Source organism: Nocardia sp. GP40 (assembly GCF_050434125.1).
GTDB lineage: Bacteria > Actinomycetota > Actinomycetes > Mycobacteriales > Mycobacteriaceae > Nocardia > Nocardia albiluteola.
Genome location: NZ_JBNPVW010000012.1, coordinates 141,867 through 164,116 on the forward strand (window position 1 = coordinate 141,867; position 22,250 = coordinate 164,116).

20 protein-coding genes are annotated in these 22,250 nt (G+C 67.9%); 14 read left to right on the top strand and 6 right to left on the bottom strand.

All coding sequences use genetic code 11. The features are described from left to right. Positions 1-3 precede the first annotated feature (3 nt). Positions 4-657: a phosphatase PAP2 family protein gene (locus ABH933_RS31585; RefSeq protein ID WP_429423349.1), complete on the top strand. Its 654-nt coding sequence runs from the start codon at positions 4-6 to the stop codon at positions 655-657. Here ABH933_RS31585 and ABH933_RS31590 read toward each other — a convergent pair. Both ABH933_RS31590 and ABH933_RS31595 read right to left on the bottom strand, forming a co-directional pair. Then, positions 593-1,486 carry an NERD domain-containing protein gene (locus ABH933_RS31590; protein ID WP_429423350.1) on the bottom strand — a complete coding sequence of 298 codons (894 nt, stop codon included), beginning with the start codon at positions 1,484-1,486 and terminating at the stop codon, positions 593-595. The genes ABH933_RS31585 and ABH933_RS31590 overlap by 65 nt on opposite strands. An 87-nt stretch (positions 1,487-1,573) precedes the next feature. Continuing rightward, positions 1,574-3,262, bottom strand: coding sequence for a GMC oxidoreductase (locus tag ABH933_RS31595; protein WP_429423351.1), 1,689 nt, complete (start codon positions 3,260-3,262; stop codon positions 1,574-1,576). 372 nt (positions 3,263-3,634) lie between these two features. On the opposite strand from ABH933_RS31595, the gene ABH933_RS31600 reads away from it, so the two are divergent. From ABH933_RS31600 to ABH933_RS31625, 6 genes are all read left to right on the top strand, one after another. After that, positions 3,635-4,246, top strand: a complete 612-nt coding sequence (locus ABH933_RS31600; RefSeq protein WP_429423486.1) for a CDP-alcohol phosphatidyltransferase family protein — start codon at positions 3,635-3,637, stop codon at positions 4,244-4,246. A 45-nt stretch (positions 4,247-4,291) separates the two neighbouring features. Then, complete coding sequence (gene gcvH / locus ABH933_RS31605; RefSeq protein ID WP_215916797.1) at positions 4,292-4,690, top strand: glycine cleavage system protein GcvH; 399 nt, start codon at positions 4,292-4,294, stop codon at positions 4,688-4,690. A gap of 177 nt (positions 4,691-4,867) precedes the next feature. Further along, positions 4,868-5,338, top strand: a complete 471-nt coding sequence (odhI, locus tag ABH933_RS31610) for an oxoglutarate dehydrogenase inhibitor Odhl (protein WP_429423352.1) — start codon at positions 4,868-4,870, stop codon at positions 5,336-5,338. A 46-nt stretch (positions 5,339-5,384) separates the two neighbouring features. Beyond that, positions 5,385-6,164 (top strand): MerR family transcriptional regulator, encoded by a 780-nt coding sequence (locus ABH933_RS31615; protein ID WP_429455186.1) that lies wholly within the window; start codon positions 5,385-5,387, stop codon positions 6,162-6,164. An 84-nt stretch (positions 6,165-6,248) separates the two neighbouring features. After that, positions 6,249-6,722, top strand: coding sequence for a bifunctional nuclease family protein (locus tag ABH933_RS31620; RefSeq protein WP_215916800.1), 474 nt, complete (start codon positions 6,249-6,251; stop codon positions 6,720-6,722). Positions 6,723-6,948: 226 nt separating this feature from the next. Next, positions 6,949-7,530: a MerR family transcriptional regulator gene (locus tag ABH933_RS31625; RefSeq protein WP_308166478.1), complete on the top strand. Its 582-nt coding sequence runs from the start codon at positions 6,949-6,951 to the stop codon at positions 7,528-7,530. A gap of 21 nt (positions 7,531-7,551) precedes the next feature. Here the strand turns inward: ABH933_RS31625 and ABH933_RS31630 are convergent, their stop codons facing one another. The 3 genes from ABH933_RS31630 to ABH933_RS31640 all read right to left on the bottom strand — a co-directional run bounded on the left by ABH933_RS31630 (position 7,552) and on the right by ABH933_RS31640 (position 11,512). Beyond that, a complete protein-coding gene (locus tag ABH933_RS31630) occupies positions 7,552-8,529 on the bottom strand; it encodes a glutamate ABC transporter substrate-binding protein (protein WP_429423354.1) in 978 nt (325 codons plus the stop codon). Then, on the bottom strand, positions 8,526-9,869 hold the full coding sequence (locus tag ABH933_RS31635; protein ID WP_429423355.1) for a hypothetical protein: 1,344 nt from the start codon (positions 9,867-9,869) through the stop codon (positions 8,526-8,528). Before ABH933_RS31635 ends, ABH933_RS31630 begins: the two co-directional genes overlap by 4 nt. A 128-nt stretch (positions 9,870-9,997) precedes the next feature. Beyond that, the gene (locus ABH933_RS31640; RefSeq protein ID WP_429423356.1) at positions 9,998-11,512 is read right to left on the bottom strand and encodes an FAD-dependent oxidoreductase; all 1,515 of its coding nucleotides are present in this window, start codon (positions 11,510-11,512) and stop codon (positions 9,998-10,000) included. A gap of 81 nt (positions 11,513-11,593) precedes the next feature. On the opposite strand from ABH933_RS31640, the gene ABH933_RS31645 reads away from it, so the two are divergent. Further along, positions 11,594-12,205: a TetR/AcrR family transcriptional regulator gene (locus ABH933_RS31645; RefSeq protein WP_429423357.1), complete on the top strand. Its 612-nt coding sequence runs from the start codon at positions 11,594-11,596 to the stop codon at positions 12,203-12,205. Between the two features lie 61 nt (positions 12,206-12,266). Here ABH933_RS31645 and ABH933_RS31650 read toward each other — a convergent pair whose 3' ends face one another. Next, a complete protein-coding gene (locus ABH933_RS31650) occupies positions 12,267-12,854 on the bottom strand; it encodes a GntR family transcriptional regulator (protein ID WP_429423358.1) in 588 nt (195 codons plus the stop codon). 119 nt (positions 12,855-12,973) lie between these two features. Here ABH933_RS31650 and ABH933_RS31655 point away from each other — a divergent pair, with 119 nt between their 5' ends. The 6 genes from ABH933_RS31655 (at position 12,974) to ABH933_RS31680 (ending at position 22,151) form a co-directional block, all read left to right on the top strand. After that, the gene (locus ABH933_RS31655) at positions 12,974-13,792 is read left to right on the top strand and encodes an SDR family NAD(P)-dependent oxidoreductase (RefSeq protein WP_429423359.1); all 819 of its coding nucleotides are present in this window, start codon (positions 12,974-12,976) and stop codon (positions 13,790-13,792) included. An 820-nt stretch (positions 13,793-14,612) separates the two neighbouring features. Further along, entirely contained in the window at positions 14,613-15,650 is a 1,038-nt protein-coding gene (locus ABH933_RS31660) for a lipase family protein (RefSeq protein ID WP_429423360.1), read from the top strand. 330 nt (positions 15,651-15,980) lie between these two features. Then, positions 15,981-17,360, top strand: coding sequence for a lipase family protein (locus ABH933_RS31665; RefSeq protein WP_429423361.1), 1,380 nt, complete (start codon positions 15,981-15,983; stop codon positions 17,358-17,360). Between the two features lie 395 nt (positions 17,361-17,755). Next, complete coding sequence (locus tag ABH933_RS31670; RefSeq protein ID WP_429423362.1) at positions 17,756-18,628, top strand: esterase/lipase family protein; 873 nt, start codon at positions 17,756-17,758, stop codon at positions 18,626-18,628. A gap of 5 nt (positions 18,629-18,633) precedes the next feature. Continuing rightward, positions 18,634-20,667 carry an FAD-binding protein gene (locus ABH933_RS31675; protein ID WP_429423363.1) on the top strand — a complete coding sequence of 678 codons (2,034 nt, stop codon included), beginning with the start codon at positions 18,634-18,636 and terminating at the stop codon, positions 20,665-20,667. Further along, complete coding sequence (locus ABH933_RS31680) at positions 20,664-22,151, top strand: alpha/beta fold hydrolase (protein WP_429423364.1); 1,488 nt, start codon at positions 20,664-20,666, stop codon at positions 22,149-22,151. Before ABH933_RS31675 ends, ABH933_RS31680 begins: the two co-directional genes overlap by 4 nt. Positions 22,152-22,250: the final 99 nt, after the last annotated feature.

Genomic DNA, 22,250 nt, shown 5'->3' on the forward strand with positions numbered 1-22,250 from the left:
GGCGTGAACCGACCGTCCACCCCGGCAATCCGCAGCACCGCGCTGCTCGCCACGATCGTCCTGCTCGGTGTGCTGATCACCGTCCTGCTGCCGCTGACCTTTCCGCCGGGCGCCGGCCCCACCGGATTCGACCGGGCCGTGGACTCCTGGGTGCACACCACCTTCGACGCACACCCCGCCGTGCTCCGGATCCTGGTGACGCCCAGCGACGCCTACGTCATCGTGCCGGTCATGCTGCTGGGCGCGCTGTGGTACGCGTGGCGGCGGGACTGGTGGCGGGCCGGATTCCTGCTCGTCGCACCGGAACTCGTGGTCGCGCTCAACACGTTCGCGCTGAAGTACGTGTGGCACCGGCATCTTCACCACTACCTGGCCTATCCCAGCGGCCACACCGTTCAATTCGTCGCGATCGCCACGGGTTTCGTGCTCGTCGCCCCGACCGCGCGCGTGCGGGCCGCCGAGTTCGCCGTGGCGGCGGTGCTGCTGGTGGCGATCGCGATCGGCATGATCGGATTCGGATACCACTATCCGACGGACATCGTGAGTGGCGCGGCCATCGCGGTCGCCCTGACGACCGCGCTGTACGCGGCGTTCAGCCCGGGCCGAACTGCACGAACGCCGAGGCCACGAACCACAGCAGCCACGCGACCGCGATGAGCATGCCGAGCAGCAGCGCCACCCGCATGAACCCCCGGCCCAGATTGATGCCGCCCTCCTGCTTCGGGTAGAGCTCCCACGGGCTGTACCAGGGCATCTCGATGGCCATCCGGGACGAGGGGGTCAGTGCGGCCTGCGCCTGCTCCTCCCGGAACGCCTCGGCCTGGGCCTGCTGCGGTCCGCCGTGCCACAGCGTGGTGTCCACCGGGCCGCCGAAGCCCTCCGCGACCAGGTCCTGCGGCGCGGGCAGATACGGCAGGATGCTCATCCCGCGGAACGACATCGCCACGTCGTTGATCGTCCATTGCGCGCGCCCCTGCGAGGCCTGCGCGTTGAGGTAGTCGGACAGATTCCGGGGGTTGTCGCCGAGCACCACCTGGAGTCCGGGATCGCTCCAGAACTGCCGCACCCGCAGTTCCGACCCCTGCGGCGGCACCACCAGCACCGCGCCCTGCACGACCCGCTGCCCTAGGCCGCGCTGGGCCAGCCAGCTCTGCAGCGCGTAGGTGTGATCGCGCGAGGAGTCCAGGGGTGTGTGCCGTTCGCCCCCCTCGAGGGTGACGACCTGGTTGCCCACCCGCCACGGACCGTCCAGCGGCACCTCCAGCTCGCCGGACACCTGCTCCACCAGCGCCTCGGCCTCGATGACCACGCAGCTGGACGGGGTCCACACGATCGCATCGAATTGATGTAATCGATCCTCGTGGAACAGGCTGCAGTTCACCGTGGCCACCCCGTGCGGATCGCCCGGGCCCTTCCAGGTGCGCAACCAATCGATGAGCACCCGCTCGGCCAGGGTGCCAGCGGCATTCTGTACGCGCACGAGCATTGGCGGCCCGCCCTTTCCCCTCGACACTCGTTATCGCACAGCTTAAGTGGTCGAACGGGAATCCAGACGGATCTGGCCCGTAAGTGTTTACCGGAAGACCGGATCGACGGGGGTGATCGGCAGCCGCAGCGCGCCCGGCGCCCACACGGGCACCGACGGCTGGATCGGTGCGACCGGCTCGATCCGCCGGTACGACTCGCCCAGCTCCGGGCGCGGATCGGCCGCACCCTTGTTGGGCCAGAACGCCATTGCGCGCTCGGCCTGCGCGGTGATGGTCAGTGACGGGTTGACGCCCAGATTCGCGGTCACCGCCGAGCCGTCGGCGATGTGCAGGCCCGGATGGCCGAATACGCGCTGATAGGGGTCGACCACGCCGCTCTCGGGTCCCTCGCCGATCACACAGCCACCGATGTAGTGCGCTGTCGCGGGGATGTTGAACACGTCCATGGCCAGGCCGTGCACGTCGCCGCCCACCTTCTCCCCGAAGCGGCGGCCGATGTCGTGGGCCACCGGGATCCAGGTCGGATTCGGGGTGCCGGTGCCCTGCTTGGTGCGCAGCTGCCCCCACCGCCGGTAGGAGGTCAGCGAGTTGTCCAGGGACTGCATGACCAGCAGGATCACCGACTTCTCCGACGCGTGCCTGGAATTGAGGCTGCGCAGGAACACCATCGGATGCACGACCGTCGCCAGCAGGAACCGCAGGAAGCGGAACGCGCCGCCGTCCACGATCGGCACGGACATCGGAAACAGCGCGTTCTGTCCCTTGCCGTAGTGGCACACCTCGATGTGGGTGTCCGGCTCGGGGTGGATGGAGGAGGTGATGGCCACGCCCTCGGCGAAATCGCTCCGCTCGCGGCTCACCACGTTCAGGATGGCCTCGGAGTTGCTGCGGGTGAGTTCGCCCAGCCGCGGCGACAGCCGCGGCAGCACCTTCTCCTCCCGCATCTTGTGCAGCAGCTTCTGGGTGCCCAGGGCGGCCGCGGCGAACACCACCTGCTCGGCGGTGAAGGTTCTGCGCTGCTTGCGAATCCAGCGATCCGAGCGGGCGGTCTCGATGGCGTACCCGCCCCCGACCATCGGGCGCACCTTGGTCGCGGTGGTCAGCTCGACCACGTGCGCCCCGGCCTGCTCGGCCAGGTAGAGGTAGTTGGTGGGGGTGGTGTTCTTGGCGTTGTGCGGGCAGCCGGTGAAGCAGCGCGCGCAGTGGATGCAGCCGTTGCGGCGCGGGCCCGCGCCGCCGAAGTACGGGTCGTCCACCTCCGTGCCCGGATCGTCCTCGTTGAAGAAGACGCCCACGTTGGTGGGGTGGTAGGTGTCCGCGACGCCGAGATCCTCCGCGATCTCGCGGATCACGTCGTCCGCGGCGGTGACGCGCGGATTGGGCGCCACGCCGAGCATGCGCTTGGCCTGGTCGTAGTACGGGGCGAGCTCGTCGCGCCAGTCGGTGATGTGGGCCCACTGCCGGTCGCGGTAGAAGTTGGGCAGCGGCTCGTAGAGAGTGTTGCCGTAGATCAGCGAGCCACCGCCGACCCCGGACGCGGAGAACACCGCGCACTTGCCGAGCAGGCTGATCCGCTGCGGACCGGTCAGGCCCAGCCGGGGCGCCCAGATCGACTTGCGCACATTCCAATTCGACTTCGGAATGGACTCGGCCGGCCACCGGCGGCCGGATTCGAGCACGGCGACGCGGTAGCCCTTCTCGGTCAGCCGCAGCGCGCTGACGCTACCGCCGAAGCCGGAGCCGATCACGATCACGTCGTAGTCGAAGTCGGACATGGTCTTCCTCTCGCACAAGCACGCCGGACGCGCGCGCCGCGTGGAACACTTTCCGGCTCATTCTGTCATCACGGCTGGCCGCGCCGCCCACCCCCTGACCGACCGCGCCGGGCGGTGTGCGGCGGCCGCGGGCGGGTTCGCGCGTGGTAAAGAGCCCTGGCGCGGACGGCCGTGTCAGCGTGGCGTGCCGCGTCGCCTACCCCGTGACCGACCGCCGTGTCATCGTGGCGTGCCGCGTCGCCTACCCCGTGACCGACCCGCGTCGGCGCGGCGCACCGCTAGGGAGAATGGCGGTTTGCGCCGGATTGGGGTAAGCAACAGGCTGTGACGAGCGAACCCGGCGCCGAGCCGCCGGCACCGGACACCGAGCCGGTGCCCGAGCGCGAGCGCGCGGCGGCGACCCCGGATCGCATCCTGACCGTGCCCAATGCGCTCAGCGTGCTGCGGCTGATCGGGGTGCCGGTGTTCCTGTGGCTGGTGCTCGCCGTCAAGGCCGACGGCTGGGCGTTCGCGTTGCTGGTGGCCAGCGGCGTCACCGACTACCTGGACGGCAAGCTCGCCCGGCTGCTGGATCAGTATTCGCGCCTGGGCGCGCTGCTGGATCCGCTCGTCGACCGGCTCTACCTGGTTGCCACGCTGCTCGGGCTGCTGGTGCGCGGGATCCTGCCGTGGCCGTTCGTGGTCGTGCTGATCGGCCGGGATCTGGTGCTGACCGCGACGCTGTCGATCTATCGCCGCCGCGCCCTGGATCCGCCGGAGGTGATCTATCTCGGCAAGGCCGCGACGTTCGCGCTGATGGCCGCGCTGCCGTGGCTGCTGGCCGGTCAGATGGATTGGCCGCTGGCAGGTTTCGGGCGGGCCTTCGGGTGGGCATTTCTGATCTGGGGCACGGCGGTCTACGTGTGGACCGGAGTGCTCTATCTCGGCAAGGCCCTGGCGGTGGGCCGCGCGATACCGGCCATACCGCGCAATTCGCCGCAGTGATTAAAGTGTTCGCCACAGGCACGCCCCGCGAAAGGAACTTCTGCTGTGACCGACCTTCCCGAGGATTTGCGCTATACCGAGGAGCACGAATGGGTGCGTCGACTGGGCCCGACACGCGTGCGGGTGGGCATCACCGATTTCGCCCAGTCACAGCTCGGTGACATCGTGTTCGTGCAGCTGCCCGCGGTGGAGACCGACGCCAAGTCCGGCGAGGGCATCGCCGAGGTCGAATCCACCAAGAGCGTCTCGGACATCTACGCCCCGTTCGCCGCGAAAGTCGTTGCGGTGAACGACGATCTGGATGCCTCGCCCGAGAACCTCAACACCGACCCGTACGGCGACGGCTGGCTGTTCGAGCTCGAGGTGCAGGACGCGGCAACGCTGGATTCCGCGCTCGCCGAACTGCTCGACGCCGCGGGTTATCAAGGAGTTACCGCAGGCTGAAGCGGCCTTCACAGTTCTACCTGCACGGGATCGCCCTGGCAGGGTACGGTCAATGCCAACAGATGTGCGGGCGGCCGGTCCGGAATGTCGAAGGGCGCGACAGCCGGTCGCGCTGGGTGACGGCAGTGTCGGAATCGGAAGCTTGTACGGATAATCGGTTCGAGGAGGAGAGCAAGGGTGAGCGAGAACAAAGACCCGGGTTACGGGGAGAGCGCGGCCGAGACGACATCGGTATTCCGCGCTGATTTCCTCAACGAGGTCGACGCGTCGCGCTCCGGGGAGCAGACCGGCGAGCAGCCGGTGCAGGGTGTCGAGGGGCTGCCCGCGGGCGCGGCGCTGCTGGTGGTCAAGCGCGGACCGAATGCGGGCTCGCGATTCCTGCTGGATCAGCCGACCACCTCGGCGGGGCGCCACCCCGACAGCGACATCTTTCTCGACGATGTCACGGTGAGCCGTCGTCACGCGGAGTTCCGGCAGGACGAGGACACCTTCCAGGTGGTCGATGTGGGCAGCCTGAACGGCACGTACGTCAACCGCGAACCGGTGGATTCCTCGGAGCTGCAGAACGGTGACGAGGTGCAGATCGGCAAGTTCCGCCTGGTGTTCCTGACCGGCCCGCGACCCGCCGGCGAGACGGCCGGGCTGTAGGACTCGGCACGAGATGACAGGCGCTGCGCAGTGGACCCGCGGAGGGATGTCGATCGGCTCCGTGCTGGATCTACTGCGTCCGGATTTTCCGGACATCACCATCTCCAAGATCCGCTTCCTCGAGTCGGAGGGGCTGATCAGCCCGGAGCGTACGCCCTCGGGTTACCGCAGGTTTTCGGTCGCGGATGTGGAACGGCTCAAGTTCGTGCTGACCGCGCAGCGTGACCAGTACCTGCCGTTGAAGGTGATCAAGGAGCAGCTGGAGGCGATCGACAGCGGTGCCGCGACGCTCGGGGTGCGCGAGGCGCGCGCTCGGGCGGACGGCGCCACGAACGGGTCCGGCGGTTCGGGGCGTATGCCCGAGCCCGCCCGGCCCGGCCCGGCTCTCGCCCCGCCGCGGAGGCTGGGCGTGGTCCCGAGTGAGGTGACCCCGGACGAGCTCCGGTTCGACGCCGAAATCCGTATCGCCCGTACGGATCTGCTCGAACAGGCCGGGATCGAGGAGAAGTTCCTGGCCGAGCTGATCCGCGCCAATCTGATTACCCCGGGCGCGGCCGGGTATTTCGACGCCGAGGCGGTGACGCTGGCGCGCACGGCCAAGGCGATGAGTGAATTCGGTTTGGAGGCGCGGCATCTGCGCGCGTTCAAGCTCGCCGCGGATCGCGAGGCGGCGATGATCGCGCAGATCGTGGCGCCGATCGCCAAGAGCCGCGACGCCGATGCGCGAGCACGCGCGGAGGAGACCGTGCGCGAACTCGCGGCATTGTCGCTGACGCTGCATACCAGCCTTGTGAAGACGTCGGTGCGGGGCACCCTCGGAGGCTGAAATCTTCGCCTAGACTCGGTGTTACGGTCGGCCCTCGTGGTGGCATGCTGGACGGCCGCGAGTATTGGGAGGCAGTGGCGAGTCATGACTGAAATGCGTGTGATCGGCATCCGTGTCGAGCAACCCCAGAATCAGCCCGTGCTGTTGCTCCGTGAGGTGTCCGGCGATCGGTACCTACCGATCTGGATCGGCCAGGCCGAGGCGACGGCGATCGTGCTCGAGCAGGAGGGCGTCACGCCTATCCGCCCGCTCACTCACGACCTGATCAAGATCCTGATCCACGATTTGGGGCATACCCTCAAAGAGGTCCGGATCGTGGATCTGCAGGAGGGCACCTTCTACGCGGACCTGGTGTTCGAGAACGATCTGCGGATCTCGGCGCGTCCGTCGGATTCGGTAGCCATCGCCTTGCGGGTGGGTTGCCCGATCTACGCGGAGGAGCCGGTGCTCGAGGAGGCGGGGCTGGTAATGCCCGACGAGCGCGAGGACGAGGTGGAGAAGTTCAAGGAATTCCTGGAATCGGTCTCCCCGGACGACTTCAAGGCGACGGACAGCTGAGGCGGGCCCGACGGCATCTCGGCTTGCTCGAGCGGGTCGTCACCTCGGCACGCTCCAACGTGCCGATGACCGGGAGTTTGCCAGTAGCAATAACTCTCACGTAGAGGTCGAGAAACACGCTCCGAGCGGAGTTTGGTTCGATGCCCGTGCTGCCGAGACAATCGGAAGGGTAGCCTCGACAGTTAGGCCGTTGTTCTGCTTCGGCAATGCAGTGAGGGAGTAGTCAGTGGGAGACCAACCGCAGACACCATCTGAGACGCGGCCCGCCGCGGTGGTGCAGCCAGGGCTGTTCCCCGATGACACCGTGCCCGACGAACTGGTGGGCTACCGGGTGCCCAGCGCATGCCAGGTGGCCGGGATCACCTACCGGCAGCTCGACTACTGGGCCCGCACCGGCCTGGTCGTCCCGTCGATCCGCAGCGCCACCGGGTCGGGCAGCCAGCGGCTGTACTCGTTCAAGGACATCCTGGTCCTGAAGATCGTCAAGCGGCTACTGGATGCCGGTATCTCGCTGCAGAACATTCGCATCGCGGTCGATCACCTGCGCAGCCGCGGGGTCGAGGATCTGGCCGGCATCACCCTGTTCTCCGACGGCGCAACGGTCTACGAGTGCGCCTCGCCCGAGGAGGTCGTCGATTTACTGCAGGGTGGGCAGGGCGTCTTCGGCATCGCCGTCAGCGGCGCCATGCGCGAGCTGACCGGCGCGATCGCCGCCTTTCCGGCCGAGCGGGCGGAGAGCCATACCGAGCGCCCCGAGGACGAACTCGCCTTCCGCCGCAAGGTACGAGAGAATCGTAAAACCGGGTAGCTCCCCGCTCGGACGTCGGTATCAGTCCGCATAGTGCGGCTGTGGCGGACCGGGGGAGGGGCCGAGCAGCGGCGACAGCCAATGCTGATAGAGGCGATCCCAGGTGCCGTCGGCGCGGATGCGTTCCAGGGTGGCATCGACGAACCGCACGACGTCGTCGTTGCCCTTGGGGATGCCGACAGCGTACGGCTCGTCGGCGATATTGCCGCCGACCACCTCGATGTTCGGGTCCTGGACAGCCAGGCCGGCGAGCACCATGTCGTCGGTGCTCACTGCGTCCACTTCGCGCTGCTGCAGCACGACCAGGCAGTCGTCCCAGGTCGGTACGGTCAGAATGGAGGCGGCGGGCTGCTCGCGCCGGATCCGGTCCAGCGAGGTGGTGCCGGGGACCACGCACACGCGCTTGCCGGCCAGGTCGGCCAGTCCGGTGATGCCGGAGTTCTTCGCCGCCAATACCCGCTGATGCGCCATCAGGTACACGCTGGAGAATGCGGCGTCCTGCCGCCGGTCGCAGGTGACGGTCATGGTCTTCACCACCACATCGACGGTGTGCTCTTGCAGGACGCGCTCGCGTTCGTCGGAGCCGAGCATCCGGTATTCCACCCGTTCGGGGTCGCCGAACAGATCGCGGGCGATCTCCTTGGCGATGTCGATGTCGAAACCGGCGAGGGTGGTGCCGCTGACCGGATCTCGGAAGCTGAACAGACTGGTGCTCGCGTCCGTTCCGACTACTAGCCGGCCGCGGGCGCGAATGGCGTCGAGGTTGGGGCCGCGGCCGACATCGACCGGGCGCAGGCTGGCCGTCGGATCCCCGCAGTGCTGCCCGATATCCGGCGGGGGTGGCGAATTGGTCGCCGCCGGAGCGGCGTTCACGGGCAGCGGCGGCGGTTCGTTGTAGCCGACCGTGCGATCGGGGGGCGAGTGCAACTCCTGGCCGCAGCCCGGCACCAGCAGAGCGGTCGCCGCCAGCAGGATGGTCAAGGTTCGCCGCGCAGTCATCGGTACTCCCGCAGTCTCGGCCACAGACCCAGCACCACGAACGCCGCGGCCAGCACCGACAGCGCCAGCGCGCCCGGTGCGAGCAGATCCAGTGCGCGGGCCGCGTCGAAGATTCCGGCGCGCAACGTGTTTCGGGTCTCAGCGATGCCGTTACCGAGCGCGTGGTCGAGCGTGTCCACGTTCACGGCAGCTCCGGTCGGGTCGGGGCCGACCGCGATCGCGTCGGCGCCCGGGAAGTCGCCGCGGGCCAGCGCGTCGTTCATCCGCTGGTGCGCTTCGCGCCAGCGGACCAGGGCGGCGCGGGCAGTGCTGACGTCGCTGAAATCTGTTGCGCGGCGCGGGTATTGGTTGAGCAACTGGGCCACTTTGGTGGTGGCGTCGTCGTAGTTGCGGTCGTAGTCGCCACCGACTTGGCGGCGCACAAGTTTCAGGGTTTCGGCGGCACGGGCCCGCTCCACCTGGATGCGGCTCTGGGTCAGCTCGGTGGCCGGCACCATGCCGTTGTCGCGGGCCTCGGTGGTCGAGACTGCCGAGATCGACCCGGCGAGCACGGTCCAGGTCAGCAGGCTGACCACTGTGACGGAGGTCAGCAGCAGGCCCAGGTTGAACACCCGGCGCCAGCGTCGCGCCAGATACAGCTGGACGGCGACCAACGCGGCCAGCGCCACCGGCGGCAGCAGGATCGCCGACCATGGCGGCCGCACGTGATGGCGCTGGGTGGCGATGATCGCGTCGGACCGGTGCTGCTGCAGTTCTGCCGCCGCCGGCAGCATCGTGGTCCGCATCAGGTGCGACGCCTCGCTCAGGTAGGCGGCGCCCACGGAATGGTCGTCTCGGTTGTTGGCGCGGGCGGTTTCGACCAGGCCGGCGTAGACGGGCAATCCGGTCGCGATGCGGGTGCGCAGCTGAGAGTCCGGAGCGTCGTCGGCGCTGTTCGACTGCGCGACCAGGTCGGCCGAGGCCTCGCCGAGTGCCTGGTTGTAGCGGTCGCGCACCGATGTGGGTTCCAGTCCGCTGGACAGGAACGCGGTGCCGGCGGCGGCGTCGGTCATCGACAGCGAGGTGTACAGGCTCTGCGCCAAATTGGCATCCGGTTCGGCCGTGTTCAGCAGATAGTCCAGGGAGTGCTGGCGGCTGCTCACCGCCGTGGCCGTCACCGCACCCGCCAGCAGGCACAATGCCACCAGCAGCAACCCGAGGGCGATCAGCTTGGCCGGTGAGGACCGGATGAACGCGTGCAGATCGGTCGCATCCAGGCGCTTGTGCACGAAGGCGACCGCGGCCGGCGCAGGGGACTCATCGTCTAGCCGATACCTGGTCTGAGTCGTATCCACCTCCATCCGATCGCCTATGTGTTCGATGCCCCCTCACCCCATTGTGGTCCAATCGGGGCCGCTTTGGGCGTGTTGCGTCGAAGTAGCCGCCACCGACCTGCGCGGTGGGACCGGGAGCCCGGTTGCGGTGGCTGCTATTGCCAAAGCAGGGGCGGCTGGATTTCGGTGCCACGCGCGGCGATGTGGCCGTCTGGGCGGATCAGGATGAGCTCGCCCGGGCGGGGTGCGTAGATTTCCTGGAATTCGCCACGGCCATCGAGAATCCCGCGTGCTGTCGTGGAACTGATCCGGTGCACGCGCATGTGGATCGGGTCGAGGTTATCGGCGATGGTGGGATCGTCGTTGTCGAAGGCGATCAGGTTCCAGTGCGGGCCGCGGGTGAGGTCGAACAGATCGCCGCTGAACTCGGGGCCCGCCAGGCCGGTGACGTTCGGTGCCCGGTCGCCGGCAACCGGTGCCGCGGAGTTGGCCGCAGCTTGTTTGGGGTGGTAGTGGATGCCGAGGCCGGTGGTGACGGCGTCATCGGCGATCTCGCCCAGGGCCGAACTCAGCTCGTCGATATCGCCGCCCATCCGCTCGGTCGTGCGGTCGATCTTGTCCGTGCTCAACGCGAGGACCCTGCGGGCAACGGGAATCCGCTCGGCGCCATAGGTGTCCAGCAGGCCGGGGTCTGCTCCTTCGACGACCGCACCCAGTTTCCAGCCCAAGTTGTAGGCGTCCTGGATCCCGGTGTTCATGCCCTGACCGCCGGCCGGCGAGTGCACGTGCGCGGCGTCGCCCGCTAGCAGTACGCGGCCCCGGCGGTAGTCGGTCACCATGCGGACGTTGACGCGATAGATCGAAAGCCAGTTCGCGCTGGTCAGCTTGACGTCGGCGGCTCGTTCGTCGAGCAGTTGCTGGTACAGCTCGAGGCTCGGTTCCGCCGGCTGCGCCTGCGCCGGGATGGGGGTCTGGAGTTGAAACAGGTCGCTGTTGGGCAGCGGCGTGAGCACGAGCATTCCCTTGTCGGACGGCCAGATGTGCATGTGGCTGTGGTCCAGGTCAGCGACGGTGACATCGCCGATGTACCAGCGCTGCGACTCGTAGGTCTGTCCCTCCAAGTGCAAGTCGATCAGCTTGCGGGTCGTGCTCTTGCCGCCGTCGGTTCCCACGACGTAGCGCGCCCGGATCGTGCTGTCGCCCTGCGCCGTCCGCAGGGTCACCGCGACCCCCTCGGTGTCCTGGGTGAGGTCGACTGCTGCCACGCCGTATTCGACCATGCCACCCAGTTCGCGCAGTCGTTCGCGCAGCGCGTGCTCGACATCGAACTGCCCGATCCACAGCGCGTCGGGGTAGGGAGTGTGAAAGGTATCCCTGGCGCGCACCACGATCGAGGGCCGATCGACAACATCTCCGGACCGATCGTGGAATCGCACCGGCAGATCGGCGACGCCGGTGCGCACGACGTGGTCGACGGCGCCGAGGTCGTCCAGTACCTCCAGCGAGCGGGACTGGATTGTCTTGGCCTTGGACGCGCGGTTCGGTGCGGTGTCCCGCTCGATCACGCGGCAGGTGATGCCCCGGCGGGCGAGATCGCAGGCCAGCGTGAGTCCTACCGGACCAGCACCGATGACAAGGACGTCGGTCTGGATCATGTCGTGGTCGCTCATCACTTCCTCCCGTGACAGCTAATTAGATGCATAACTGCATCTTATGCTCCTCGGAATACGAGTAGTTGATAAGATGCGCAAGTGCATCCAAAGAGTGATCGAGGGGTCCACCGCCGCCGCGGGTCGGCGCTGCAGGAGGCCCTGCTGAGCGCCGCCTGGGCGGTGCTGCGTGAGAACGGCTACGCCGGATTCACCCTCGAGGCCGTGGCCAATCGGGCCGGCACCAGCCGTCCGGTCATCGCCCGCCGATGGGCCACCCGGCAGGAACTGCTGGACGCGACCATCGCCCACGTCGGCGCGCAGCGTGGCAACCCGACGCCCGACACCGGCAGCCTGCGCGGCGATCTGATCACACTGCTACGCAGGGCCAACAACGCCCGCCTCGACCTCGCGACCATGCTGGGCGTGCAGCTTGGTGGCTACTATCAGGAGACCGGCAGAACCCTGGCCGACATGCGCGAAGCCCTGATCGGCGGACACGACCACGCGTTGGATGACGTTCTGGCGGCCGGCGTCGAGCGCGGCGAAATCGACCCCGACCGGTTGATTCCGCGGATCCGAGCCCTGCCCATGGACCTGCTCCGCCATCACGTCCTCATGACACTCGAACCGATGCCCGAGGAAGGCATCGAGCAGATCGTTGACATGATCTTCCTGCCGCTCGTCCGCCCCACGCGGGGATCGGATCAGTAAGCGACCGTGCCCCGTTCGGCTCCCGATCCCCACGCCGCCGTGGCCGCAGTCCCAACCGCCACTACCTGACGACGCTCCGGCCGGTCGGAGGGCGACCTACGTCAGGTCGGTGGCGGCTTTCTTGTTCTGCCAGTGCGGCCGTCGTGAGGGTGAGGTGTCGGGTCAGTAGGTCGGCGGCGGTGTCGGGGTCGCGGGCCAGTGTCGCCTCCTCCAATCGGCGATGCTCGTCGATGCCGTCGCGGTCGGGGTCACGGTACGCCGACCAGCGGCGAGCCAGCTCGCTCGCGACCCACATCCGGTCGAAGGTCTCCAGCAACACCGGGTTGCCGCTCCCTTCCAAAAGGGTGCGATGGAACACCCGATGGGCCTCGGCCCAGGCCTCGCTGTAGTACTCGCCGTCCTCCGGGGTGAATACCGGTGTGCGCGCCAAGCGGTGGTGGGCAGCTCGGACATCGCCCTCCCAGTCGACGTCACCACGTTCGATCGACATGCGTAGCAGGACCGGCTCGATGGTCCGGCGGGCCTCGCCGATCTGCTGCCAACGGTGATCGGAAAAAGCCGGGACGGCGAAGCCGCGATTGGTGAGTCGTTCGGCCAGGCCCTCACCGACCAGTCGCACGAGCGCTTCCCGCACCACAGCCAGGCTCACGCCGTGCTGCCTGGATACACGGCTTCCTGTGGCTGAGTCGAAGATGCCGGCCACCGGCGATCCGCGCGTCGTGCACACACCGCTCGGCAAAAGTTATGAGCGACACCAACATCGACCGCATGACCGATCGCACCGTGCTCATCACGGGCGCCACGGACGGACTCGGCCGCGAACTCGCCGTGCGTCTCGGCGCAGCGGACGCGCGGCTGATCCTGCACGGTCGCAACCCCGATCGGGCCGATGCGGTCGCGGCTGAGGTAACGGCCGCGGGCGGACACACGCCGCGGATCATCCTGGCCGACCTGTCACGACTCGAGCAGGTGGACCAGCTGGCCGACGAGATCATCGCCAGCACTTCACGATTGGATGTGCTGGTGAACAACGCCGGAACCGGCGGCCCCCCGGACGGGAAACGTGAACTCAGCGCCGACGGCAACGAATTGCTGTGGGCAGTCAACCATCTGGCCCCGTATCGACTGACGCGGCGCTTGCTTCCGCTGCTGCGGGCCTCGGCTCCGGCGCGGGTGGTGAACGTAGCCTCCGCCGGGCAGCACGAGATCAACCTCGGCGATCCGACCCCCGAGAACGGCCACGACGTGTACACCGCCTACTGCCGCGCCAAGCTGGCGATGATCATGGCTACCATCGAGTACGCCGAGGAACTCGACGGGACCGGCGTCACCGTGAACGCCCTGCACCCGGCCACACTCATGGCGACGACCATGGTGCTGGAATCCGGCATCACGCCGATCAGCACGGTCGGCCAGGGCGCGAATGCCACACTTCGGCTGATCTGCGATCCGGGGCTGGCGCAGACAACGGGCCGGTATTTCAATGGCACCAGCCAGAGCCGTCCCCACGCGCAGGCCGACGATCCGAAGGCACGCCGTCGGCTGGTCGAGATCAGCGACACCGCAGTCGGTTCAGCGATGGGCTGAGGTCGCGCGCCGCGTGGGAGAACTTGACACCACACTGACGCAGAAGATGTTGGTAACGGCCAATTTTGACGTCTCCCCAATAGGGGTGATGATGGTGGGTGAGTGCCTTTGGGACGCAAACCTCCCCGATCAGCGTTGACTTCCCCGTAGAAGGGATCCGCGGTCTCGCGCGACAGCGTCGAGTGTGTCGGTGTACGGGTCTACGTTTGAAAGGTTCTGCGCAGCAACACCTATAGGTAGTCGGTGGGGATGTCGGTCAGGCTACTCGACGCGCGGCTGGCCACCGACGACATCGCCACCGAGGTCGGCCGGCTCCGTGAACGGCCAGGTGAGGGAAGGGGTTTGGTGCTCAGCTCTTACTGCCGCAAATTAGAATCGCGATCGATCGCAGCCCGGTCATAAATCTTTTGTAGGCGGGACCGACAGTAGGTACGCTCGCGGTGGGGTTCGTCCGGGGATGAAGGATGTGGTTGTGCGAGCGCTTCTGGTAGTTGCGGTTTCGATAATGGTCGGCTGCGTGTTGTCGAGCGGGCAGCCCGCACGGGCGGACGACGGGCCAGGTGGCGGCCCCGCGCCGTCGACGGCGGCGAATCCCGCTCCATCGCCATTGCAGGAATGGATCAACAGCACCGTACCGGCACCGCAGCTGGCTCCGGGGCCGCAGCATTCCGTCGGTGATTCGCAGTCGGCATTGTGGCGTGCGGTGTTGTCACCGCAGACGGAGGATCCGACCTTCGATTCCTGGCCCGCAGGCCTCGGTTCCCTGAGTCCGGGCCAGATCATCGAGTCGCGCGATGTGACGGCGACCACGGCCCCGCGAATGACGATACCGATTCAGCGCGCGGTGCTGCTGAAGTTCCGCTCCACCTCGGCGTCGGGGGCGCCCTCCTTCGGTACCGCGACGTTGATCGTTCCGGCGGCCCAGTGGACCGGGCCCGGGACCCGACCGGTGGAGGTGAACGCGCTGCCGATCAACTCGCTCGGCACGCACTGCACCCCGGGCTTCCAGCTGTCGCACGGTGTACTCGACCGCCCCAACACCGATCTCACCACGTTTATGCCGTCCATCTGGTGGGCGCTCGGCCAGGGGCATGCGGTCCTCGTGCCCGACCACGAGGGCCCGCTGATGGCCTACGCCGAGCCGAATGTCGCCGGACACGTGATGCTCGATTCGATCCGCGCCGTGCGGGCCTACCTGCCTGGCGAGTTCGGTCAGAGCCGCTATGTGGCCATCGGTTACTCGGGTGGGGCGATTGCCTCCTATGCAGCCGCGATGCTGCTCGACGAGTACGCTCCAGAGCTTTCCGGTGTGCTGGTGGGAGCGGCCTCGGGTGGGCTGGTCACCGACTATGCCGACGTGGCTCACCGGTTCAACGGCAACATCTCCTCCGGGATCCTGCTGTCGGTGACGTTGGCGATAGCGCGTGAACATCCCGAGATGTTGCAGTACATGAACCATCTCGCACAGTGGGTCGCGACCTCTCCGGTGCGAGACATCTGCGGCGACGTCGACGGGCCGCTCGGTGTGGTCGGATTCCCGATGGATGTCGCGGCGAACATCGGCGACCCGCTCGACAGCCCGATCGCCGAAAAGCTGTACGGCCAATTCAATTTGGCCGACCGTAAATCGGCTGTGCCGCTGTACATCTACCATGGCGCACTCGATCCCTGGATTCCCCTCGAGGACGCCCGGCGTGTGTACCAGCAACAGTGCAGCCGTGGTGTGCCGGCCGTCTTCCGCGTCGTACCAGGCGAGCATTTGATCGGTTATGTCACCGGCTCGCCGGGGCTCGACGACTGGATCACCGCACGGTTGCGCGGTGGGCCGGCACCGAGCGAATGTACCGTGCCGCGCTAACCCCGGTCCGACCCGAACTCGCGGCCGGATGATCGTTATAGGAGCGCGTTCCGGCGGCCGGTCGGCCGCCGGAACGCGATGAGGCCGCGCGCCCGGTAGAGGTTCGCCGGGTTCGGCCGGACCGGTACGAGCCACGTCCGGCCGCTGGCGGGATCGGTGCGGACCTGCCGTTCCGGCCACTACGCCGGGGACATTTCGGACCGGTTCGACCGCCGGGCTCGGCCGAATCTCTGCACCAAGACGATGGTGCGGACGATCTTCGGCGCCCTGCCGGCAGACAGCTTGATGAAACAAGTTATATGACAACGTCGTTCGGAATGAGGAAAATCGGTGAGATCACTTTCGATGCTTGTAATCACATTGCTGGCCGGGTGTATGGCGGTCACCGCGCAGCCCGCACGAGCCGACGAGGGGCCGCCCGGCACATCTGGGCCGCCGCCGACCGCGGCCGATCCGGCGCCGTCCCCGCTGCAGGCGTGGATCGACCACACCATCCCTAGGCCGCCGCTGTCCCGGACACCGGCGCAGACGACCGGCGACCAGTTGGCCCTGTGGAAATCGATATTGCCGTCGCCGACCGGAGACCCGGCGTTCGACGCGTGGCCCGCCGGCCTCGACGGATTGCGTCCGGGTCAGCTGATCGAATCACGTGACGTGACGGCGCCGGCTGCCGCACTCGTCAACGCGCCGATCGCGCGGGCACTGCTGTTGAAGTTCCGAACCAGTGGGGCGTCAGGTGCACCGTCGTACGGCACGGCGACCTTCCTCGTTCCCGCCGCGGCATGGACCGGACCCGGCGCCCGGCCGGTGGAAGTGACCACCATGCCGATCAACGCGCTCGGGCTGCGCTGCACCCCGGGCTATACCTTCGCGCACGGAGTCCACGACAACAACGACATCAACGCCTTCCTACCGGGAGTCGGTGCGGCGCTGAGCAAAGGTCATGCGGTCCTCGTACCCGACCACGAAGGCCCGCGGATGGCGTATGCCGAGCCCACGGTCGCGGGGCACGTGACCCTCGATTCGATTCGTGCCATCCGGTCGCAACTTCCGAAAGAGTTCGGTGACAGTCGTTTCGCGGTCAGCGGCTATTCGGGTGGGGCGATCGCGTCGTATGCGACGACGATGCTCCTGCACGAGTATGCACCGGAGCTGGGGGGTGTGCTGGTGGGTGCGGCCGTAGGTGGGCTGGTGACCGACTACGGCGCGGTAGCGCACGTGTTCAATGGCCGCAGCGCGTCCGGAATCCTGTTGTCGGTGTCGTTGGCGATGGCGCGCGTACATCCCGAGATGCTGCAGTACATGAACCATCTCGCGCAGTGGGTGGCGACTTCACCGCTGAAGGACATATGCGGTGATGCCGACGGACCGCTCGGCGCGGTGGGAATTCCGATCGATGTCGCCGCGAATATCGACCATCCGCTCGAGAGCGGTATCGCCGAGGACATCGAGCGGCTGACGAACCTGACGGACCGCAAGTCGGCCGCCCCGCTGTACGTCTACCACGGGGGGAGCGACTTCTGGATTCCCATCGCGGGGGCCCAGCAGATGTACCGGCAGCAGTGCAGCCTCGGTGTCCCGGCCGAATTCCGCACCGTACCGGGCGAGCATGTGGTCGCGATGGTCGGCGGTGCCGACGGCGCCGCCAGCTGGATCGACGCCAGGCTGCGCGCAGAGCCCGCGCCGAACGAGTGCCCGACGCTCCATTAGCTACTTCGACCTGAAAAACCCCGCGCGGTAGGGCGGCGTGATGGACCGACCCGCGACCTGCAGTGGTGTCCGCGCGTAGCGGGCGCGCATACCGGTGTCGGCCGGTTCGTGGCCGGGAGGCGCTGCGCTTGCAATCCGCGGGCTATCGCGGGGCCTGCGGGACCATCAAATTCTCGGCATGGAGGCGGCCTGCGGTTAATGTGAAACAGCGTTACAGCCAGAACGTGTTCTATGCAGTCTCTTCCCCATTAAATAGGAGTTGTACTGGAGTTAATCTGCGCCGCACGTTATATTGCTGCAACACGTTCTAGATCATGAGGTAGGGGACTGTGCGGCACTGGGCTGCTGTGGGAGTGATCGCTGGGGTGGTATTGGCCTCGGGGTTGAGCGGAGGTGTGGCACGGGCCGAGCTGCCGGTGCCCTACGTGTTCGGGGCCGGGATCGTGAACGAGGTGCGCAACCCCGGTGGGTCGTTGCCGGGAAGCAACGACTGGCACTGCGTTCCGGGCGCGGCGCATCCCGATCCGGTGGTGCTGGTGCACGGCTTCGCCTCCAATGCCCAAACCGACTGGGGCACCTACGTACCGCTGCTGGCGAACGAGGGCTACTGCGTGTTCGCGGTCACCTACGGTGGCTACCCGCAGCAGCCGTGGCCGGTGCCCGCGTTCGCCGGATTGCGCGACATCGCAAGCAGCACTGCGGAGATCGCGGCATTCGTGGACCGGGTACTGGCGGCGACCGGGGCCCATCGGGTCGACATCGTGGCGCACTCCGAGGGCACCGTGGCGGCCAACTACTACGTCAAGCGCCGCGGCGGGGCGGCGGTGGTGCACCGGATCGTCTCGCTCGGCGCCAACCACACCGGATCGGCGGCGTTCGGTGCGGTGACCGCGCGAGACTACGCGCGGCGCAACGGCTTCGGGCCGGACTTCGAAGGCTCGATGGATGCCGTGTGCGAGTCGTGCATGCAGGTGCTCGCCGGCTCGCCGCTGCTGACAGAACTGAACAGCGACGGGCTCTACGCGCCAGGGGTTGTCTATACCAACATCCTGACCCGATACGACGAGTTCGTCGTGCCCTATACCGCCGGCGCCGGCGATGCACCGAACGCAACCACCATCGTCGTGCAGGACGGGTGCGATATCGACTATTCCGACCACCTGTCCATTGCCGCCAGCCGGCGCGCGGCGATGTATGTCCTCAACGCGCTCGATCCGGAGCATCCACACCCCGTCCCGTGCGAGTTCGTTGCACCGCTGGTCGGCTGACCCCCATGCGCACCCAACGCCGCATGCTGCTGAAATCGTTGCCCGCACTGCTGCTGGGTCTTTCGGCGCTGCCGCCGGCCCGGCTCACCCCGGCCGCGGTCGCCGACCCGCCGCCCGCGCCGCGCGACGATGCGGTCGCGCACCTGCTGGCGGCGCTGCGCCGCCCGGGCGTCGACCGGACCACGGCCGACCGGCTGGTGCTGGAATTCCTGAAAACCGATCCGACGGTGAGGAACCTGTCGCGGTCGCTGCCACGGCCGGTGCGCGATGTCATCGCGGCCGTGGAAGGTGCGAGTAGCCTCACCGGCATCGGGGGGTCACCGTTCGAGCTGTCCGACGAGGTCGCCGAATTGCGGGCGTTCATCGACGCGCAGGCGCTGGAATTTTCGGGCATCCTGGAGAGCACCGGTCACCCGGTGCGGTACGTGCCCGGCTACCGCTTCCGCAATTGGGGCCTGACCGTGGACAACGTTCCCGAATACACCTTCGTGCCGACCACGAAGGCCGGGGTGTGCAACGTCGTTGCATGGGCGGCAGGGCAGCGCCGGGTGGTGCGGGCGGCTGGGTACCGGCATTCCTGGAACGACGTCTTCGGCGCCGACGGCGGGGTGTTGATCTCCATGCTGCAACTCGAGCAGGTTGACAATCTGCCCGCCGACCTCGCGCCGGTCGACCGGGACAACCAGCTGCAGGGCTGCACGTTCGTCGGCGTCGTCGAGGGCAAGGGGCTCGTGCGGGTTGGGGCGTCCACCACCAATCAGCAGTTTCGCGACTGGATGCTCAGTTCCTCCGGTGGAAACCGCCGCTGGACCCTGCCCTTGAACGTGGTCCTCTCCGAAATCACCCTGGGTGGCAGCATTTCGATGATTTGTCACGGGGCAGGGTTACGCAACCAGACGATCAGCGATCTGGTCGCCGCGGTCGAATTCGTCAACGCGCGCGGCGAACTGCAGACGGTGTCGGATCCGGAGCTGATCACCGCCGCGGCCGGTGCCTTCGGCATCCTCGGCATCCTCACCGCGATCACCTTCCGGCTCGACCCGATGACGTACGCGAACATGAAGCCGATTATGGTGCCGGCGCTGCTGGCGGTCCCGCCCGCGCCCGGCCAACAGGTGCCGCCGGAGCTGGCGATCTCGGTCACCGACGCGCAACGCGACGCCGCCTGGCGCGAGTTCACCCGCCGCGCGGAACAGGACTACTACGCCGAATGGTTCTGGTTCCCCTACCGTCCCGACGTCTATGTCAATACCTGGAGCAACGACGGCCCGCCCGCCCCGTCGACTCCCGACTATCTCGACAACGTCGTGCACTACCTGGAGGAATGGCTGTCCACCATGCTCGAGCAGGTGCCGGCGTGGCGCGCCGCCCCCGGCCGCACGCAGGCGGAGGTGCTGGGAGCGGTCACCGCGGTCGGGCTGCTGCACTGCGGCCCGGACGATCCACCGGTGGCGACGCCGCTGATCGATGCCATCCATTTCCGGCGCGGGGTGCGCAATTGGCGCGTGCTGGACATGGAGGTCGAGATTCCGATTCCCGCCGCCGCGGACGGCAAGCCCGACTGGACGGTGCCGGCGCGCGCGTGGTGGGAGGCCATCAACCTGGTCTATTCCCGGCCTGATGCGCCGATGCGGGTGGCCCTGGAGATGCGGGTGATGGGTGGATCGTCGGTGGATATGTCCCCGACCTACGGCAACACGTTCGGCACCTGCTCCATCGAGGTACTCACCAGTCAGCTGGTGCCGCAGTCGGATTGGAACACCTTCATCCAGCAGCTCTACGATCGCTGGGCCGGGATCACCGGCGCGGACGGCGCGCGGCTCAATGTGCGCCCGCACTGGGCCAAGCAGTGGCCGGGCAGCATCGAGGGCCGTCGCCCTGCCGAATACCTGCGCGAGGTCGCCTACGCCGAGCAGATTCCCCGGTTCGCCGCACATGTCCGCCGGATCGCCGCGGCCGGCGGCGTGGATCCGGCGCAGCTGCGGGAACGCTTCGCCAATCCCCTGTTCGACGAGATCCTTGCGGCGGTGTACCAGTGAGAGCCCGACCGGTGAAAACCTTTGTCGCGATGTCGGTGGTGGTGCTGTCGACCCTGGGGATCGGTCCTGCCGCCGCTGCCGGACCGGAGCAGGTCGATGTCGTCATGTCCGACGGTGTGCGAATCGAGGCGACGGTGTTACCCGCCGTGCCCGGCAGCCCGCTGGTGCTGATCCCCGGTGAGGTCGGCGTGCCGCGGCTGATGTACCAGGCCCCGCTGCAGGCGCTGCACTCGCGTGGCTACACGGTCATCGTCTACGACCCGCGTGGCACCTTCGGCTCCACGGGCGAGTTCGACTTCGCCGGCCCGCGCGAGATCCAGGACGTCTCCGAACTGATCGACTGGGCCGGTGGCCGATTCGGTACCGGCGCGGCAGCGGTGGCGGGCATGGGCAACGGTGGCGGCACCGGTCTGCTGGCTGCCGCACACGATCGGCGAATCCGGGCGGTGGTCAGTCTCGGCGGCTGGGCCGACCTTACCCGGGCGTGGTTCCCCGGCGGTACCGCCGATGTCGAGGCCATCGGCACCCAGCGCCTGCTGGGCGGCGCCACCAGCCGGTTCGGCGCCGACGCCCGCCATATCCTCGACGCGGCGGACCCGCAGCGGTTCACCGCCGCCCGCGATGTCGACATGCGGGCACTGGCGGCCAACAGGCCCGCGGTGTTCGTCGGCCAGGCGTGGGGCGACTCGCTGTATCCGCCCCGGCAGCTTGTGGATGCCTTCGCCGGCTATCGCGGCCCGCTGCGGCTGGAGCTGTCCGCCGGCGACCATTCGGTATCCGACGCCCCCGGCGGATATCTGGGCCTGCCCAACCACGATTGGGATACCGCCTACCGCTGGCTCGATGCCGCGCTGCGCGGCACCGACCCCGGCCTGCTCGGCGAACCGCCCCTGCACCTGGCCCCGATGACCAGCTCGCCCGCCGAAATGCTCGGCGGCCAGCAGTATTCGGCGCCCATGGCGATCGCGGACCTACGCGCCACTACCGGGCTCGCGCTCGGTGCCGGCGTGCTCGATCCGGCGGCGGCGTCCACCGCCACCACCCTCGTCGGCGGCGCCGCCGGCGTCGACAGCGGCCCGGTGTATCTCACCGGTGCACTGCAATACCTGGGGACCGTGCAACCCGCTCCATTGGGCGCTGTCACCCCGGCGTGGCGTACCGCCGTGTTCGCCGCGCCGCGCCGGCTCGTCGGTCTGCCCGACCTCACCGTGACTGTCGGCATGGCACACCCCGCTACCGTCGTCGCCTACCTGTACGACGAGGGCCCCGACGGCAGCGGTGTGTTGCTCAGCCACGCCCCCGTCACGGTGACCGGAACCGGTTCCGTCACAGTCGAATTGCAACCGGTCGACTGGGTGGTCGCGGCCGGGCACCGGCTCACCCTGATCGTCGGTACCCACGACAGCCGCTACGCCGGTGTCACTGCCCCCGGTGCCGCCATCACCCTCACCGCCGGACGGCTCGACCTGCCCCTGCAGGACTGAGGATGCGGCTCCCCCGCCTCCCCGCGATTTCTGCGTGTCGTCAGGTGCAGGGAGAACTGGGTGTCGGGCCGGCGGTCGGGATTCGTCAAGAATTGTCCG